Here is a 17481-nt window from a genome sequence, read left to right as displayed (position 1 = left end):
CTCTTCCGGTGCTGAACTGCCCTCAGGGGCCCGCGGGTTCGACGACCTCGACCGTCCCGGCGTCGCCGTCGACGGCGATCAGGTCGCCGGTGTGGATGATCTGAGTCGCGTGCTTGGTGTTGACCACCGACGGAACGTTGAACTCCCGCGCGACGATCGAGCTGTGCGAGAGCATCGAGCCGATGTCGGTGACGACACCGCCGGCGATGGCGAACAGAGGGGTCCAGGTCGCATCCGTGAAGCCGGTCACGAGGATCTCCCCGGCCTCGAACTCGTCCGCCTGCCAGACCAGGTCCTCCACGATGCGGGCCCGGCCCACCACGCGTCCGGGGCTGGAGCCGAGGCCCTCCAGGCGTGCACCGTCCGGCGCCCGCCGCACGGCCGTCGCGGGGTCGTGGTGGCCGATGAAGGTGAGGGGCGGTTCCGGGAGCCGCTTGTGGTACTCGTGCACGCGGCGGGCCTCCTCGATCCGGGTACGGGGGAAGGCCGCCGTCTCCGTGGCGTCACCGGCGAGATAGCCGCGTACGTCCTCGAAGTCGAGGTACATGACCTCGTCCAGCGAGGTCAGCACGCCGGCCTCCACCAGTCGGCGCCCGACCTCGTAGACCACGCTCCGGACCAGCCAGATCGACGTGATCATGGACATCCGGGTCGCTTCGCGCAGCTCGCTCGTCCCCTCGTACAGGGAGATGACGCCCTCCAGCACCCTCCTCTTCAGGAACGGCAGGCGGTCCAGCACGTCGCGGGAGTCGTCGTGGTAGCCGCTGCTGCGCTGCAGGAGGTCCTCGGCGGAGAAGCCGTCGGCGGCGTAGCGGCGGATCATCTGGAACAGGTACGAGGGGTCGTCCACCCAGCGCGGATGGGACAACTCCATCTCCTGGGGGCCACGGGTGCCGTTGGCGCGCAGGAAGGGCTCCATGTGCCGGTCCCAGTAGGCCCGGCCCTCCTCGTCCGCGCGCAGCGTCGCTTCGAGGGTGCCCAGCGGCTCCTGCTCGATGATCTTCAGGACGTCCGGCGACTCCTTGGCGGCCTGTGCGAGGGACCAGATCTCCTTGGCGCACCCGACGGTCCGCAGGTTCGACATGTCCGTCTTGACGCGGTTCTGGAGGTTGGCGCCGTCCGTGCCCAGCCAGAGCGAGCACAGCTCGGTCAGCACGCCGTAGAACGCGAACGCGTTGATGTAGTAGGGCATGTAGCCCACGTGCATGTCGTGGAAGTAGCCGAGCCGCCGGTTCAGTTCCATGTGCAGTTCGCGGCGTGTCATCCGGGTCAGGTCCAGGGCGCGGGCCCGGTCGAACTCGTACAGGCGGGAGGCGACCATCTCCCTGGACCGGGGTTGTGCCCGGGCCATCTCGGTGGCGGTGGTGCGCACCCAGAAGGCGAGCGACAGGAGGTCCTGCGTGCCGGACGGGAAAGTGCCGAAGGGGTTCTCGTAGCCCGTGGTGTCGAGTTCCTCGCTCACGAAGCGGTTGGTGAAACGGCTCGGGTCGCGGGTGGGCAGCGCCTGCTGCATCACGTAGGCGCTGTAGGAGATGTTGAGGTAGACGTGCCCCTGGACGTAGCCCATGGGCAGATCGGGGTCGCCGGTGGTGCGCACGCCGAGCGCGGACGTGCAGTCCAGGTGGACGTGCTGCTGGTAGTACTTGGCGAAACTCACTCCCAGCGGTGTCATCAGACCGACGAAGATCTCGCCGATGTCCATGCGCGACCACAGGGTGCCCTGCTCGACAGGGTCCGGCTGCGGCGTGACGTACGTACGGGGCACGGCCCGCTCCGTCGCCTTGCGAGTGGTCACGGGGCGGGCCTGGAAGACGTGGAAGGCGCCGTCGCGCATGCCCCACTCGATGTCCTGCTCGTGGCCGTAGTGCTCGCGCACCCGCAGGGCCAGGCGGGTCAGTTCGGCGAGCTGGTCATGGGTCAGGCAGGGGGCGTGGCGCGCGGTGCCCTCGACCTTGGTCACACCGATACGGCCGGGCGCGATCGGGGCGCACTTGGTGACCTTGTGACGCACCCGCTCCTCGACGACCTCCAGGGTGCGGTCGTCCACGACGAAGTAGTCGCTGGAGACCCGGCCCGCGACCAGCCCCTCCCCGAGGCCGACGCACGCTTCGATCACGACCCGGTGCTCGCGCGCGCTGACCGGGTCGACGGTGAACAGGACGCCACTGACGTCGGTGTGCACCATCTCCTGCACCACCACCGCGATGGAGCCCGGCAGTTCTCCCTCCCCCCGGTACGCGGAGGCCCGGTCGGACCACAGTGACGCCCAGCACTGCCGGACCGCGTCCAGGAGGTTCTCGTCGCCCGCCACGTCGAGGACCGTGTCGTGCTGGCCGGCGAAGGACTGGGCGGCGGAGTCCTCCTTCTGCGCGGAGGAGCGCACCGCCACCCGGGGCCGCCCCAGCGCGGCGTACGCGGCGAGCACGGCTTCGGCGATCGGGGCGGGCACCGGTGTGGCGAGGACCAGTTCGCGGGCGGTGCGGCTGTCCACGCCGGACAGCGCGCGGGACAGGCCCGTCTCGTCGACGAAGGCGTCGAACAGTTTGGTGGTGAGGCAGAAGGCCGGCGGCACCGGAAGGCCGGCGGCCGTCAGTTCGGCGAGCCGGGCCGCCTTGCCGCCGAGGACGTCGGGCGTGGCGGCGGGCTCGGAGCCGAGCAGCACGATGCGCTCGGACCAGAGCGCGGAATCCGTGTCGGGCGCGTGAACGGTCATGGTGAGTTCTCCTGGACGACGGTCAGGGCTGCACGGGACGGACGCTGGTGCCCACGAAGGCCCGGAACTGCTCGCCCGGGATGAGCGCGGTGGCCTCCACGTCGACGAAGCCGGCCTGCTCCATCTGCTCGACGAGTTCGTTCTCGACGGGAAGCGGGCCGCCGAAGTCGGCGTTGGCGAACCAGAGGTTCAGCACCTCCAGGCCGATGTTGCCGCCCTGGCAGCTCGTCGTGAGCAGCAGCTTGCCGTTCGGGGCGAGCAGCGAACGGACCCGGCGCAGTACCGCGGTCCGCTCGGCGACCGGGAAGTAGTAGATGTTGTTGTGCAGGGTCACGAGGTCGAACTGGGGCTGAAGTTCGAGGGTGCGCAGATCGGCCTGCCGGGTCTCCACACGGTCGGCGAGACCCCACTCGGCCATGTTCGCGGCCGCCTGGTCGGCGACGTCCTGCTGCAGGTCGACGGCGAGGGCGGTCAGCCGCGGGTTGAGTCGCGCGGCGTGACGTACGTAGACGCCGCTGCCGCAGCCGACCTCCAGCAGCCGCACGGGCAGGGCACGGTCGAGGTTCCTGGAGACGGCCTCCTCCACGAAGGGCTGCACGACCCGGGTGGAGCGGGCGATGACGGCGCCGTCCTGGTCCCCGAGGCTGAAGCGCCGGCCGTCGCGCGGCATGACGGGTCCGTCGAGCAGCGCGGGCACGTGGAAGCGGGTGACCTCCTCCAGCATGGCGGCCGTCGCGTCGTTCCCGGGCCTGGCCAGGGCCCGGGCCAGCACGCTGCCGAGCCGGTAGCAGCCGTCGACCGTGGTGCTCAGGTCGCCGAGCCGGACGCCCAGGTCGAGCCATGCCCGCAGGCGGTACCTCTCCTGCGGCGGCACCCCCAGCCAGTCGGCGAGCGAGACCACGTCGCAGGGGCGGTGGGCGAGGCGGGCGAGCACGCCGGAGCCGGCGGCGGAAGCGAGGAAGGAGACCCGGTACACGGGCTCGACGACGCCCTTGGACAGGGCGAGCAGCAGCGGCAGCCGCGGATTGCCGAGCAGCCTGGCGGCCGTGAGGATGTCGGTGAGCGGGTCCCCCACTCGCTTGTAGGCGTTCTTGGCAAGGCTCAATATGTCCATGCTGCGTTCCTTGGAGGGGTGACGGGCTGCGCGGCGCAGCCGGGGCCGGGGCCGGAGGGGGTTCTGCCGAGCTCGGCCCGCACCTCGCGCAACAGCACGGAGCGCGCGGGACCGTTGAGGAAGAAGTGACCGCCCGGCAGATGGCGGCGCAGGAACGATCCGGAGGTGTACGGGCGCCAGGCCTCCACGTCGGACTCCGGGGCCAGCTGGTCATCGGCTCCGGAGAAGGCCGTCACCGGGCAGGGCAGGGGAGGGCGCGGCTGCCAGCGGTAGCCGTCGCAGGCGCGCAGATCCGCGCGGAGCGTCGGCAGCCGCTGGTGGAAGTAGGCGCCGCCGACCGACGGTTCGGGACCGAGTCCGCCGAGGTCCGCGACGAACCGGAACAGTTCGTCGTCGCTCAGACTGTGGTCCGCGCGGTTCCCGTACAGGTGCGGGGCGCGGCTGCCGGAGACGAACAGGTGCCGGGGCCCGGCCGCGCCCCCGCGGCGCAACGCACAGGCCACCTCGTAGGCGAGCAGCGCTCCCATGCTGTGTCCGAACAGGGAGTAGTCGCAAGGAAGAAAGCGGTCCGCCACGGCCCCGGCGACGGCCTCGCTCAACTGCCGCATCGAGGTGTAGGGCATCTCGCGCAGGCGCAGCCCGCGGCCCGGCAGCTGCACCGGCACCACCCGGCCCCGCCAGCCGAGGGCGGTGAGCTCCCGCTGCCAGCCGCGGTAGACCGACGCGGTGCCGCCCGCGTAGGACAGGCAGATCAGGTACGGCCCGCTGTCCGGACCCCCGTCGTGGGAAGCGGGTCCGGACGGTTCGGCGGTGTGGCCGGGGTGCCGGGAGCCGAAGGCGGGAAACCAGCCGGTCCCGCTCGCGTGCGCCTCAGCGGGCGACATGGCGGCGCCCTTCGTCCGAGTCGAGCCACCTGAGGGTGCGGCGCATGCCCTCCGCGAAGTCCACTTCGCTCTTGAAGCCGAAGTCCTCCTGGGCACGGGCGATTCCGTACGACTGGTCGCGGTCGAAGAGGTGGACGGCGTGCCGGGTCAGCACCGGCCTGGACGTGACGCCCAGCAGGCCGTACAGCCGTTCCGAGACGACGGCGACCGTGGTGGCCAGCGGCGTCGGCAGGCTCAGCTTCGGCCTGCCGGTGCCCAGCCCCTCGGCGAGCGCCTCGACGAACTCGCGCCAGGTGGTCCGCTCCGGATCGCGCAGGTTGTAGGCGCGGCCCACGGTCCGCTGCGACAGCGCCGCCGCGATCATCGCGTCGACCGCGTTGTCCACGTAGAGCAGACCGGCCGGGACCTCGCCCTGCCTGATGTAGATCATCTGGTTCTTCAGGAGCAGACCGGCGATCTCGATCACGAAGTCCTTGCTGGCGGGCCCGTAGACGGACACCGGCCGGACGATCGTCACCGGCACGCCGGTGGCTTCGGACGTCTCCTGGACCGCGCGCTCACCGAGGATCTTGCTGCGGTTGTACGGCAGTCCGATGTCGTGCGGGGGCTCGCTCTCGTCGCAGGGCTTTCTCGGGTAGCCGTACACGTCGGTGGTGCTGACGTGCAGGACGCGGGCCACGGTCCCGGTGTGGTGCGCGGCCTCCACGAGGTGCCGGGGCCCGTCGACGTTGGCGCGGCGGAACTCCTCCCAGGGGCCCCAGTCCGCCGACATCCCGGCGCAGTTGTAGACGTGGGTGACGCCGGCGGTGGCCCGGCGCAGACTGGCGGCGTCCTCCAGGGAGCCGGTGACGACGTCGTCGGCCGTCTCCGCGAAGGGCGAGCGGTCGCTGCCGGAACGGGCGAGGACCCGGACCCGGTGCCCACGCTCGGCCAGCCTGCGGACGAGATGACGGCCGAGGAAGCCACTGGCTCCGGTGACCAGCACGTCGGGAGTGTGGCCGGAAGCGGGTGCCTCGGGGGAGGGGTCGGGGGCGGATTCGTTGCTGTTCGAGGTCATGGATCACACCAGAAGGTCGAGGGAGAGTTCGAGGTCGGCTTCGCTGTGCTCGGCGTTCACGAAGAAACGCAGCCGGGACCGGTCGCGGGGCACGGCCGGGTAGCCGATGGGCATCACGTTCACGCCCTTGCCCAGGAGGGTGTTGGACAGCGCGATGGTCCGCTCCCAGTCCCCGGTGATCACGGGGATGACCGCGGAGGCCCGCGAGACCCCGATGTCCAGGCCGCGGGCGCGGGCCCGCGTGCGGAAGAACTCGGCGAGCTCCCGGACCCGCGCCACCCGCTCCGGCTCCTGGCGCAGCACCCGGAGCGCCTCCAGCGCGGCCGCCGTGTTGGCCGGTGAGATACCGGTGCTGAAGATGTGCAGCGGCGCGGTGTACCTGAGGTAGTCGACGAGCGGGGCGCGGCCCGCGATGTAACCGCCGAGGCTGCCGATGGCCTTGCTGAGCGTGCCCATCCACAGCTCGACGTCGGCGGGGTCGGTGTCCCAGTGCTCGCCGATGCCACGGCCGGTGCGGCCGAGCACGCCGAGCGAGTGCGCCTCGTCGATCATCAGCAGCGCCCGGTGACGCCGCTTCACCTCGATGAAGCGCGGCAGGTCCGGGATGTCACCGTCCTGGCTGTAGGCGCCCTCGATGACGACGAGCGCCCGGCGGTACTCGCTGCGTGCCGTGGACAGGATCCGGTCGAGTGCCTCCCAGTCGTTGTGCGGGAAGGGGCGGCGCCGCGCGCCGGACAGCATCGCGCCGCGCACCGTGCTGTCGTGGATCCACTCGTCGTGCACGATCAGGTCCTCGGGGCCGAACAGATGGCCGACAGTGGCCACGTTCGTGGCATGGCCGCCGGCGAAGACGACCGCGTCCTCGGTGCCGAGGAACGAGGCGATCTCGGCCTGGAGTTCGTGGTGCAGCGGGGTCTCGCCGAACAGCAGCGGCGTCGCCGAACTGGAGGTGCCGTACCGGTCGATGGCCGCCCGCGCAGCCTCCCGCACCCGCGGGTGGTGCGAGAGACCCAGGTAGTTGAACGAGGCGAAGTTGACGACCTGCTCCCCGCCGACCTGCGCGACGGCGCCGTTGAAGCCCTCGTGGACACGCCCGTAGGGATTCGCGGGCCCGCTGCCCACCTGCCGCAGGCGCCCCAGGTGCGCGGCGTACTCGGGCCACTCCTCGAACGCGTACTCCTGCCGCACCGGAGCCGCCCGAGGGGGCTGCTCGCCCGTGGCCGGCGGCGCGGACCGCGGGCCCGGGGCGGACGTGGCCCGCCCGGCGAGCAGGTCGGCCACGTCCTGCACCGTCGGGTCCTCGGGCAACCCGTGCCGCAACCGCTCCGCCTCGTGGGGGAACCGGGCGGCGATCCGTCGCTGGAGGTCGGTCCGCATCAGCGAGTCGAGACCCAGATCCGCGCCGAGCCGCGCGTACGGCGCCACCCGGTCCGTGGGGAACCCGCAGACCAGCGCGGTGCACTCGCGTACGTACGGCAGGAAGTCCGCACCCGGCGCGCCACCGCCGTCGGGGGGCGACGGCGGCGCGCCGTGGAAGCCCGCTACGGGATACGCACCGGGCACCGCGCCCGGTGGGCCGGCGGCCGGGTGGGGGAGGGGCGGCAGCGGCGGTCCACCGGCGGCGTACGGGACGAGCACGTACGGCGCGGGCATGTACGGTGCGGGCGCGTACGGTGCGGGCACGTACGGCATACCGGCTGTCCCGTACGGGGCGCCGCCCCACAGGGGGTGGTGGGGCATGCCGGGTCCGGACCAGGGCACGCCGGGCATCGGGTGGGGCACGCCGGGCATCGGGTGGGGCGGGCCCGGAAGCGGGTGCGCGACATCGGGAGAACCGGACGCGGTCGCCGCGGTCGGTGCGGCGCCGGGATGGGCCCCAGCGTGCCCGCCCGGGGCGCGTAGGGCCGTGGGGTCCGCGGCGGGCAGGGGGTGCGGTCGGCCGTCCTCCGGCGCGGCCTCCGGACGGAACCAGTACCGCTCGCGCTCCAGGGGGAGGTGCGGAAGCGGGACACGGGCGGTCGGCGCGTCCCGGTCGAGGCCGGACCAGTCGGCCTCGCCGCCCGCGCAGTGCAGGCGGCCGAGCGACCGCAGGAACGTCCGCCAGCCCCCGCCCTGCCGGTTGAGCGAGGGCAGGAACAGCGGTCTGCCGGTCTCCTGGTCGGCGCCGCCCTGGGAGGCGACGATGCTCCGGCACAGGTTGATCAGCGTCGGGTGCGGGCCGATCTCGACGAAGGAGTCGCAGCCCATCCGCCGGAGCTCGGTGAAGCCCTCCAGGAACCGCACCGGGGAGAGCATGTGCTGCGCCCAGTGGCCGGCGTCCACGCGCTGCGCGGGCCGGCCCGTGAGGTCACAGACCCAGGGGATGCTCGGCGCGGCGAAGTCCAGCCTGCCCGCGGCCTCGGTCAGCGGTGCGGCGGCGCCGGCCATCAGCGGGGAGTGGAAGGCGTGGGACACGGCCAGCGGCCGCACCGTGACGCCGCGCTCCGCCAGCAGGCCGCGCGCCTGGCCGATCTCCTCGGCGGCTCCTGAAAGGACGAGGTGGTCGGGGGTGTTGACGGCGGCCACCGCGACGGAGGCGAACCGCTCGGCGACCGCCCGGACGGCCTCCGGGTCACCGACACACGAGATCATCGCGCCGTCGCCCGGCTGTCCGGCCATGAGCCGGCCCCGCTCGGCCGCGAGGACCAGCGCGTCCTCGAAGGACAGCACCCCCGCCACGCAGGCCGCGCCCAGCGCGCCGACGCTGTGGCCGAGAACCGCGGTCGGGCGCACACCCACCTCGCTCCACAGCCCGGCCAGGGCGACCTCGAGAGCGACCAGAGCGGGCTGGCAGTTGCGCGTGCCGCGCAGGGCTTCCTCGTGCGCCGGGTCGAAGAGCAGGTCGAGCAGAGGGACTTCGAGGTGGGGGCGGAGGGTCTCGGCGGCCCGGTCGAGGGTGGCGGCGAAGCCCTGGTGGCCCTCGTACAGCTCCTTGCCCATGCCGGTGTGCTGGGTGCCCTGCCCGCTGAAGAGAAAGGCGGTGCGGGGCGCGGGCGCGGTGGCCGTGTGGCCGCGCAGCACCGCTGGGGCGGGTTCGTCGCGGATCAGTGCGTCGAGGGCCGTGTCGAGCTCGGTGGCCGAGGTGGTCGAGGAGGTCGCGGCGACCGTCAGCACCGCGCGGTGCGGCAGATGGGCGCGGCCGGTGTTCGCGGCGTGGCAGAGGTCCGCCACGGCGACGTCGGGGTGCGCGGCGAGGTGGGTGCGCCAGGAGCGGGCGAGCGCGGTCAGCGCGGCCGGAGTGTGGGCCGACAGGCACAGGGCCTGCACCGGCCGGGGATGCGTCACGGTGGGGGCCTCCCGTGGGGGCGCGGGTGGGGTTTCGAGGATCACGTGGGCGTTGGCGCCGCCGAATCCGAAGGAGCTGACCGCGGCGCGGGCGGTGCCGCCGTCGGGCAGCGCGCGGCGCCGGGTGGGCACGGACAGTCCGGAACCCGCCCAGTCGAGGCGGCGGTTGGGCCGGTCGAGGTTCAGCAGGGCCGGGACCTGGCGGTCCCGCACGATCAGGGCCGCCTTGATCAACCCGGCGATGCCCGCGGCCGCCTCCAGATGCCCGATGTTGGTCTTGACCGAGCCGATCAGGCAGGGCGCGTCGACGGGCCGCCCGCGGCCGTACACCCCGGCCAGGGCCTCCCACTCGACCGGATCGCCGAGCGAGGTGCCGGTGCCGTGCGCCTCGACGTAGTCGACCTGGCCGGCGCGCAGCCCGGCGCGGGCGAGCGCCTCGGTCATGACCCGTTCCTGCGCCGAACTCCTGGGCGCGGTCAGGCCGTTGCCGCGGCCGCCGTGGCCGAGCGCGGAGCCCCGGATGACGGCATGGACGCGGTCGCCGTCGGCCAGCGCGGCGCTCAGCGGCTTGAGCAGGACGAGGCCGGTGCCCTCCCCGCGTACGTACCCGTCGGCGCTGTCGTCGAAGGTGCGGCAGCGGCCGCCGGGACTGAGCATGCCGCCGGAGGCGAACGCCACAGACAGGGCGGGGGTCAGCATCAGAGAGACACCGCCCGCCAGCGCGACGCCGCACTCGCCCTCCCGCAGAGCCCGACAGGCCATGTGCACCGCCACCAGCGACGAGGAACAGGCCGTGTCCACGGCGAGGCTCGGGCCGTGCAGGTCGAAGACGTACGAGAGCCGGTTGGCGGCGATCGACGGGGCGTTGCCGGTCGCCGTGTACACATCGACGCTGTCGAGCCGCGGCAGCTGCAACTGCGCGTAGTCCTGGCTGCTGATCCCGACGAAGACCCCGGTGCGGCTGCCGGCCAGCCGGGTCGGCGGGATCGCGGCGTCCTCGAAGGTCTGCCAGGCGGTCTCCAGGAGCAGGCGCTGCTGCGGGTCCATCCGGTGGGCCTCGCGGGCGGAGATCCCGAACAGGGCGGCGTCGAACTCGTCGGCCCGGTCGAGGAACCCGCCGTGGCGCGGAGCGGCCACCTCGGCGCTGTCCCAGCGGCTGGGCGGCACCTCGCCCACGGCGTCCCGGCCGTCGAGCAGCAGCCGCCAGTAGCTGTCGACATCCGGTGCGCCCGGGAACCGGCAGCCCATGCCGACGACGGCGATGGGTTCGGCGGGGTCCGCGGCGGCGGTCGTGGTCGTGGTCGTGGTCGTGGCGAACATGGCGGGGGACGGTTCCGACGGCGCGGGCCCGGTGCCGAAGCGGGCCGCCACCGCGCTGATGGTGGGGTGGTCGAAGACGGCGGCGACGGGCAGCTCCCGGCCGAGCAGGCCGCCGAGTTCGGCGCTGAGAGCCACCGCCTGCCTGGAGTCGAGGCCGAGCGAGGCGAACGGGCGCGTGACGTCCACGGTGGTGACCGGAAGGCCCAGCCGGTCCGCGACCCGGGCGCGCAGCCACCCCTCCAGGGCGGTCGCGGAGTGGGCCGTGTCCGGCGTCTCGCCGGGAAGGACGTGCCGCTCGCGCGTGGAGGGCGCCGGCTCGGTGCCGACGCGGTCCGCCGCGCTCGCGGAGGAGCGCCGATTCGGCGCACCGGCTCGACCGTCAGCCTCCTCGCCGAGGCAGAGCTCGACGAGCCGATCGGCGTGCGGGCGGACGAGCAGTTCCCCGACGGGGATCCGGACGCCGAGCCGCGCCTCCAGGGCGGCTACGGTGTCGAGGAGCCGGGGGTAGTCGAGGCCGAGGTCGGCCAGCGGCCGGACGCTGTCCGCGTCGGCGGCGGTGAGCTGCCGTCCGGTGCTCTCGGTGAGGGCCAGGGCCACCGCTTCGGCCACCCGGCTGCGGCGCCCTGCGGGTGACAGACCGGTGAGGCCGAGCGGGTCCCCGGCCGCGGCACCGGGTTCCAGGTCGGTCGTGGGCACCACACTCGCCGCCACGACCGGCAGCTCCAGCGCGAGCAACGCGGCCCTGGCGCCCTGGCGTTGGATCTTGCCGCTGGTGGTCTTCGGTACGGCGGAGTGCCGGACCAGGGCGATGGTGTGCGGCGTGACCTCGTGCTCCTCGGCGAGGGCGGTGCGCAGCGCGGCCAGTACGGCACCGGGATCCTCGGCGCCGATCCCGCCCAACTCCTGGACCAGGGCGAGCTGTTCGCCGTCCGGGGCCGGAACACCGAAGGCCGCCCCGCTGCCCGCCCGCACGGCCGCGCTGGCACGTTCGGCGGTGAGTTCGACGTCGTGCGCGGCGAAGTTGCGCCCCTGCACCACCACGACGTCCTTGAGGCGGCCGGTCAGGTGCAGCCGGTTCGCCCGCAGGAAGCCGAGGTCACCGGTGCGCAGCCAGGGGGTGTCCCGCTCGCCCCTGATCCGCGCCTCGAACGTCTCTCTGCCGGCTTTTCGCTTCCCCCAGTAGCCCCGCGCCACGCTGGGGCCCGCGAGCCAGACCTCGCCGATCGTGTGCTCGTCGAGCCGCCGCTCGGTCCTGGGGTCGACGATGGCCACCTCGACACCGGGGACCGGGGAACCGCAGTCCACGACCCGGCGGGCCCGCGCCGTGTCCGCCCCGGCCGGCTCGACCGGCTCGGCCACGCCCGCCTCCAGGCCCGCCGCGCTGAACAGGCCCGCTTCGGGAGCCTCGTGCGGTCCGACCCCGGTGGCCATGAGGGTGCCCTCGGCGAGCCCGAAGCAGGGCATGAGCGCCGTGCGCGCGAAGCCGGCCGGGGCGAAGTAGGCGGCGAACCGGTCCAGGGTGTCCGCGCGCACCGGCTCGGCCCCGTTGAGCGCCAGTCGCCAGTTGCGCAGGTCCAGGGTGTCCCGCTGCTCGGGAGTGATCCTGCGCAGGCACTGCTCGTAGCCGAAGTTGGGGGCGGCGCTGAGGGTCGCGCCGGTGCGGGAAAGGGTGTCGAGCCACAGCAGGGGGCGCTGCACGAAGGTCTTCGGGGCCATGAGGTGGGCGGGGAAACCGCCGTACATCGGATGCAGGATGGCACCGATGAGGCCCATGTCGTGGTACGGCGGCAGCCACGAGACCATCTGCGCGTCCGCACCGTGCTCCAGCCAGGTGTGCATCGCCCGCAGGTTGTGCATCAGGTTGGCGTGGGTGACCACGACGCCCTTGGGTGTCGAGGTCGAGCCGGAGGTGTACTGCAGGAAGGCCGCCGTCCCGGTCGTGGCGTCGGGTTCCCGCCAGCCGTCGGCGATGCCGGGCGCCAGCTCCTCACTCGCCGTCCACCGCAGCCCGGCGAGCCCCGCGGCGCTCGGTTCGGCCTGGCCGGCACGGACCGTGTCGAGGACCGCGCGTGTGGTCAGGGCGTGGCGGGCGCCCGAGTCGCGGACGACGGCGGCCAGCCGGGAGGCGGTGCGGCCGGCCCGGGCGCGGTCCGGTGGGTAGGCGGGCACGGCGAGGGCGCCTGCGTACAGGCAGCCGAAGAACGCCGCGATGTAGTCGAGGCCCGGCGGGTGGAGCAGCAGCACGGGTCGGCCGGCGAGCCCCTGGTCCTGCAGGTGTGCCCCGACGGCGCGTGCGCGTGCGTCGAGTTCACGGTAGGTCAGCGACGTGTCGGAGCCGGCGCTGTCGGTGAGGAAACGGTAGGCGAGCGCGTCGGGACGCGTCTCGGACCACTGCCTGAGCAGCGCGGCAACCGTCTGCGCGGCGATCGTCCGTGGGGCGCCGCCGCCCTGGCGCGGGGTGCCGGTCGGAGCTGCTTTCACGATGTTCCCCTCTTCCGCCGGTCACCGGCCGGTGCCGGCGCTCCCCGCGGTGGACCGGTTCGCGGCCCCGCCGAGTCGGCGGTGGTCGACCTTGCCGTTGGCGTTGTGCGGCATGGCGTCGAGACGCCGTGCGATGTGCGGGACCATGTAGGTGGGCAGCAGGGCCGCACAGTGCCGCTTGAGCTGGATCAGGCCCGGTGCCTCGGCGCCTTCGCGGAGGGTGTAGTAGAGCGTGAGACGGCCGCCGCCGTGGCCTTCGGTGACGAGGACGGCCGCCTCGGCGACCGACGGGTGCTGTTGCACGGCCGCCTCGATCTCGCCGAGTTCGACCCGGTAGCCGGAGAGTTTGACCATGCGGTCCTTGCGCCCCCGGTAGACGAGCAGCCCGTCCTCCTCGTAGCTGACCAGGTCACCGGTGGGGTGCAGCCCCTGGCGGTGCTGATCGGCCACCGGGTCCGCCGTGCGCCGCCAGTACCCCGGTGTCACGCAGTCGCCGCCCACCACGAGTTCACCGATCGCGCCGGGCTCCGTCAGGGCGCGGCCCTGCTCGTCCACGACGTGCAGCACGGCGCCGGGGACGGGACCGCCGATGGGGACGGGTGCCGTGCGGTGCAGGTCCTCGGGGCGGACGCGGTGCCAGACGCACACATTGGTCTCGGTCGGGCCGTAGAGGTTGTACAGCGCCGTGTCCTCCGGCAGCAGCCGGGCCAGGGCGCGCAGTCGCGGCATCGGGAACACCTCGCCGGCGAAGAGCACGTGCCGCAGGCTCTTCGCCCCGTCACGGGTGAGCGCACCGGAGGAGGCGAGCAGGCCGAGTGCGGAGGGCACCGAGTACCAGACGCTCACCCCGTGCTCCCGGATGCCCCGCGCCAGCGCCGTCACGTCCTTCGCCTCGTCGTCCGGGACGATCCAGAGGGCGGCACCCGAGGTGAGCGCGACGAACAGGTCGAAGGTGCTCAGGTCGAAGCTGAACGAGGCGTGGTTGGACACGACGTCCCCGGGGCCGACGCCGAACTCCTGACGGCACCAGCTCACGAAGGAGATGAGGTTGCCGTGCGAGATCCGCACACCCTTGGGTGTGCCGGTGGAACCGGAGGTGTACAGCAGCGCGGCCAGGTCGTGCGGGCCCGGTGCGGGCAGGGTGCCGACGAGGCGTACGGCCGCCTGGGCGAAGCGGGACCAGGCGTGCACGGGGACACCGCCGACCGTGTCGGGCAGGTCCTCGCCCGCTGCCACGACCGTCCGGACCGAAGCCGGGAGCGGCTCCTGACCGAGCAGCTCCAGGTGGCGCCGGTCGGTGAACAGCACCACGGGCTCGGCATCGGCGAGGATGGTCCGCACCCGGGCGACGGGCTGCCCGCCGTCGAGCGGCACGTAGGCGCAGCCCGCCTGGAGGGTGGCCAGGATCGTCTCCGCACAGCGCGGATGCTTGTCCATCCAGAGGGCGACCCGGTCGCCGGGACGCACCTCCAGCTGGTCCACGAGACGGGCCGAGACCGCGTCGACCCGGGCCCGGACCTCTCCGTACGTCGCGGCACCCGGCCCCACGAAGGCGGGACGCGTCTCCCCTCCGGCACTCTCCGGCGGCAGACGGAGGACCACCCGGGACGCATCCGCTCCTGCGCGTGGCTCGCGGGTGCTCATCGTGCCTCCGCAAGGACACCGGTCTCGCGTGCGGCGTCGGTGAAGATCTCGGTGGCCAGGTCCAGGTCCTGCCGGGTGTGCTCGCTGGTGACGCTGACGCGCAGCCGCGCGTCGCCGAGGGACACTCCGGGATAGACGACGGTCTGGCAGAACAGACCGCGGGCGCGGACCGCGCGGCCCATCTCCATCGTCTTGCGTTCGTCGCCGATGACGATCGGCAGGATCGCGCTCTGCGAGTGCTCCAGGTCGAACCCGGCGTCCAGCAGGTTGCCGCGCAGCAGCTCGATGTTGGCCCAGAGCTGCTTCAGCCGTTCCGGCTCGGACTCGATGACGTCGAGGGAGGCGATGAGACCGGCCGCGACGCCCGCCGGGATGTTCGCCGCGAAGACGTAGGAGTTCGCGTAGTAGCGCAGGTACTCGATCACGTCCTCGTCACCGACGACGAACCCGCCCATGCCGGCCAGCGCCTTGCTCATGGTGCCGAGTTCGAGATCGACCTCGCCCTTGAGGCCGAAGTGCTCGGCGGTGCCGGAGCCGCGGGCCCCGAGGACGCCGGTGGAGTGCGCGTCGTCGATCAGCACACGGGAGCCGTACGTCTTGGCGAGCCGGACGATCTCGGGCAGGTCGCAGATGTCGCCGTGCATGCTGAACACGCCGTCGGCCACGACGAGGGTGCCCCCGTCGGACTGGTCGGCGGTGCGTGCGAGGATCCGCTCCAGGTCCGCCATGTCGTTGTGCTGGTAGATCTTGCGGATGCCGCCGGACAGCCGGCCCCCGTCGACGATGCTCATGTGGTTGAGCCGGTCGACGACGAGGGTGTCGTAGTTCTTGACCAGGGCGGAGACGGTGCCGAGGTTCGCGGCGTAGCCGCCGGGAAAGACGATGCAGGCGGAGCGCTGCTTGAAGGCCGCGAGCCGCCGTTCCAGCTCCCTGTGCAGCATGTTGGTGCCGCCGATGAAGCGCGAACCGGTGTGTGTGGCCCCGTAGGCGCGGGTGGCGTCGCACACCGCCTCCACGACCCGCGGGTGGTTGGCGAGGCCCAGGTAGTTGTTGGAGGCGAACATGAGGAACTCGCGTTCCCGGCCGGTCAGTTCGTCGAAGATCACGGCTCGGTTGCTGCTCCGGGACCGGAGCGGCATGCCGTACCAGTACAGGTGCTGCTGTTCCCGTCCTCGTAGGTAGGAGCGGAAGCTGCGGGTCTTGGCGAACAGGTCCCGGTCGCGCTGCTCGACGAAATCCTTGGTCGAACGGGAGTCCCATGCGCCGTCGTGGGCACCGGGCTCGGGTTCGCAGGCGGTCGTGCGGCGGGCCGAGGACAGCACGGTGACGAGTTCGCGCAGCGTCGTGGCCTGCACCGGGCCGAGCAGCGAGGCATCCAGGCCGAGAGCGTCGGCGGTCTCGGCCACCACGGAGGCGAGGATCACGGAGTCGATGCCCAGCTCGCTCTCCAGCGCGGTGTCCAGGCCCAACTGGTCGCTGTGGTAACCGGTGTGGTGCATGGCGGCCGTCAGCACGGCCGTCAGCACCGGGTCCTCGGGGGCCGCGTCGGTCTGTCCGGTGACGGCCGTGTCCGCCGGTGCGCGTCGGTCGGCTTCCGGCAGGTGCAGGACGCGGCCGAGCGCGTCGACGAGTTCCCCGACGGTGGCCGACTCGGCGAGCGGTCCGTCGGCGGTGCCGAAGCGCTCGCGAACCGTCTCCAGGATGGACTGGAGCGTGATGGAGTCGATGCCGAGCTCCGCCTCGAAGTGACTCTCCGGCAGCAGGTAGGACCGGTCGTAACCGGTGTGGTCCGCGATGATCTCCACGACCCGCTCGTACAGTCGGGCGGTGTCGAGCGGGGCGTCCGTGCCGTGCGTCATGCCGCGTTTCCTCCTTCACCTTTCCGGAGACGGTCGACCAGTTCGGCGATCGCATTGACGGACCGGAAGTTCTTCGGCGATATCTCCTGGACGGGAATGCTGATCCGTAGTTCGCTCTGCAGGTGATGGACGAGATCGAAGATGCCTGCGGAATCGATGATGTTCAGTTCCGTGATCGGTGTGTCCGGCTCCAGGCTTTCGGCGTCGCCGTCCATCCAGACGTCGACGATGTAGTCGGTGATCAGTTCCCGAGAGGTCATTGCCGTCCTTGGTTCGGTCCTGCGATGGCAGGGCTGTCGAGCCGGATCCCGCCGCCCTCAGCCCCGGTCGACGGCGGGCCAGGTGAGCGTGACCGCCCCCCAGGTGAGCCCGCCGCCGAAGGCGGCCAGCAGCACCCGGTCGCCGGGACGCAGGGCGCCCTCGGCATGCGCGTGGTCCAGGGCCAGCGGCAGGGAGGCCGCGGCGGTGTTGCCCACCTCGGCGATGTGGCTGTAGCTGCGCTCACGCGGCAGCCCGATCTCGTCGGCCAGCCGCAGCAGGATGCGGAGGTTGGCCTGGTGGCCGACGAGCCGGTCGATGTCGTCGATGCGCAGCCCGGCCCGGTCGAGGGCGGCCCGGATGCTCTGTCCCATCCGCTGCACGGCGAGCCGGAAGACCGTCTTGCCCTGCATCGTGAAGTAGTAGCCGTCGGTGGCCGTCTCCGCCGGTGCCGGCGGGCCGCCGCGCGGCACGGTGATCAGGTCCTGGCCACTGCCGTCACTGCCGAGTGCGAACGGCCCGAGGGCGCCCGGCTCTTCCGGGTGTCCCGCGCGCAGCACGACGGCGCCGGCTCCGTCGCCGAAGATGACGGAGGTGGCGCGGTCGGCCGGGTCGAGGATCCGGGAGAACGTCTCCGCCCCGATCACCAGTACGTGCCGGGCCGTACCGGACGCGATGAGGCCGGAGGCGGTGGCGAGCGCGTAGAGGAATCCCGTGCACACCGCCGAGACGTCGAAGGCGGCCACCTGCCCGAGGCCCAGCTTCTCGGCCACGGTCGGGGCGGTGGCGGGGCAGGGGGTGTCTCTTATACACCTCTGACGCTGCCG

At 72.7% G+C, this 17481-nt stretch carries 9 protein-coding genes; all 9 read right to left on the bottom strand.

Annotated features, from left to right (window positions below):
• Positions 1–22: 22 nt before the first annotated feature.
• The gene (locus GWK25_RS27615) at positions 23–2713 is read right to left on the bottom strand and encodes a PEP/pyruvate-binding domain-containing protein (protein ID WP_215453994.1); all 2691 of its coding nucleotides are present in this window, start codon (positions 2711–2713) and stop codon (positions 23–25) included.
• Between the two features lie 22 nt (positions 2714–2735).
• Positions 2736–3827, bottom strand: coding sequence for a cyclopropane-fatty-acyl-phospholipid synthase family protein (locus GWK25_RS27610; protein WP_215453993.1), 1092 nt, complete (start codon positions 3825–3827; stop codon positions 2736–2738).
• Positions 3815–4711, bottom strand: a complete 897-nt coding sequence (locus tag GWK25_RS27605) for a thioesterase II family protein (protein ID WP_215453991.1) — start codon at positions 4709–4711, stop codon at positions 3815–3817. Before GWK25_RS27605 ends, GWK25_RS27610 begins: the two co-directional genes overlap by 13 nt.
• Positions 4698–5768, bottom strand: a complete 1071-nt coding sequence (locus GWK25_RS27600; protein WP_215453989.1) for an NAD(P)-dependent oxidoreductase — start codon at positions 5766–5768, stop codon at positions 4698–4700. Before GWK25_RS27600 ends, GWK25_RS27605 begins: the two co-directional genes overlap by 14 nt.
• Before the next feature lie 3 nt (positions 5769–5771).
• Positions 5772–12893, bottom strand: coding sequence for an aminotransferase class I/II-fold pyridoxal phosphate-dependent enzyme (locus GWK25_RS27590; protein WP_308404338.1), 7122 nt, complete (start codon positions 12891–12893; stop codon positions 5772–5774).
• A 21-nt stretch (positions 12894–12914) separates the two neighbouring features.
• Entirely contained in the window at positions 12915–14537 is a 1623-nt protein-coding gene (locus tag GWK25_RS27585) for a D-alanine--poly(phosphoribitol) ligase (protein WP_215453987.1), read from the bottom strand.
• Positions 14534–16396, bottom strand: a complete 1863-nt coding sequence (locus GWK25_RS27580) for an aminotransferase class I/II-fold pyridoxal phosphate-dependent enzyme (protein ID WP_215453985.1) — start codon at positions 16394–16396, stop codon at positions 14534–14536. The genes GWK25_RS27585 and GWK25_RS27580 overlap by 4 nt, the downstream gene beginning before the upstream one ends.
• A complete protein-coding gene (locus GWK25_RS27575) occupies positions 16393–16656 on the bottom strand; it encodes an acyl carrier protein (RefSeq protein WP_215453984.1) in 264 nt (87 codons plus the stop codon). Before GWK25_RS27575 ends, GWK25_RS27580 begins: the two co-directional genes overlap by 4 nt.
• Before the next feature lie 57 nt (positions 16657–16713).
• Positions 16714–17481: beta-ketoacyl-ACP synthase 3 (locus GWK25_RS27570; protein WP_215453983.1), on the bottom strand; the 768-nt coding region annotated here is incomplete at its 5' end.

The sequence above is a fragment of the Streptomyces sp. ATCC 21386 genome (assembly GCF_018728545.1).
In the GTDB taxonomy this organism is placed as follows: Bacteria; Actinomycetota; Actinomycetes; order Streptomycetales; family Streptomycetaceae; genus Streptomyces.
Note: the sequence above shows the minus strand (reverse complement) of the source record. Positions and strands in the feature narration are given on the sequence as shown.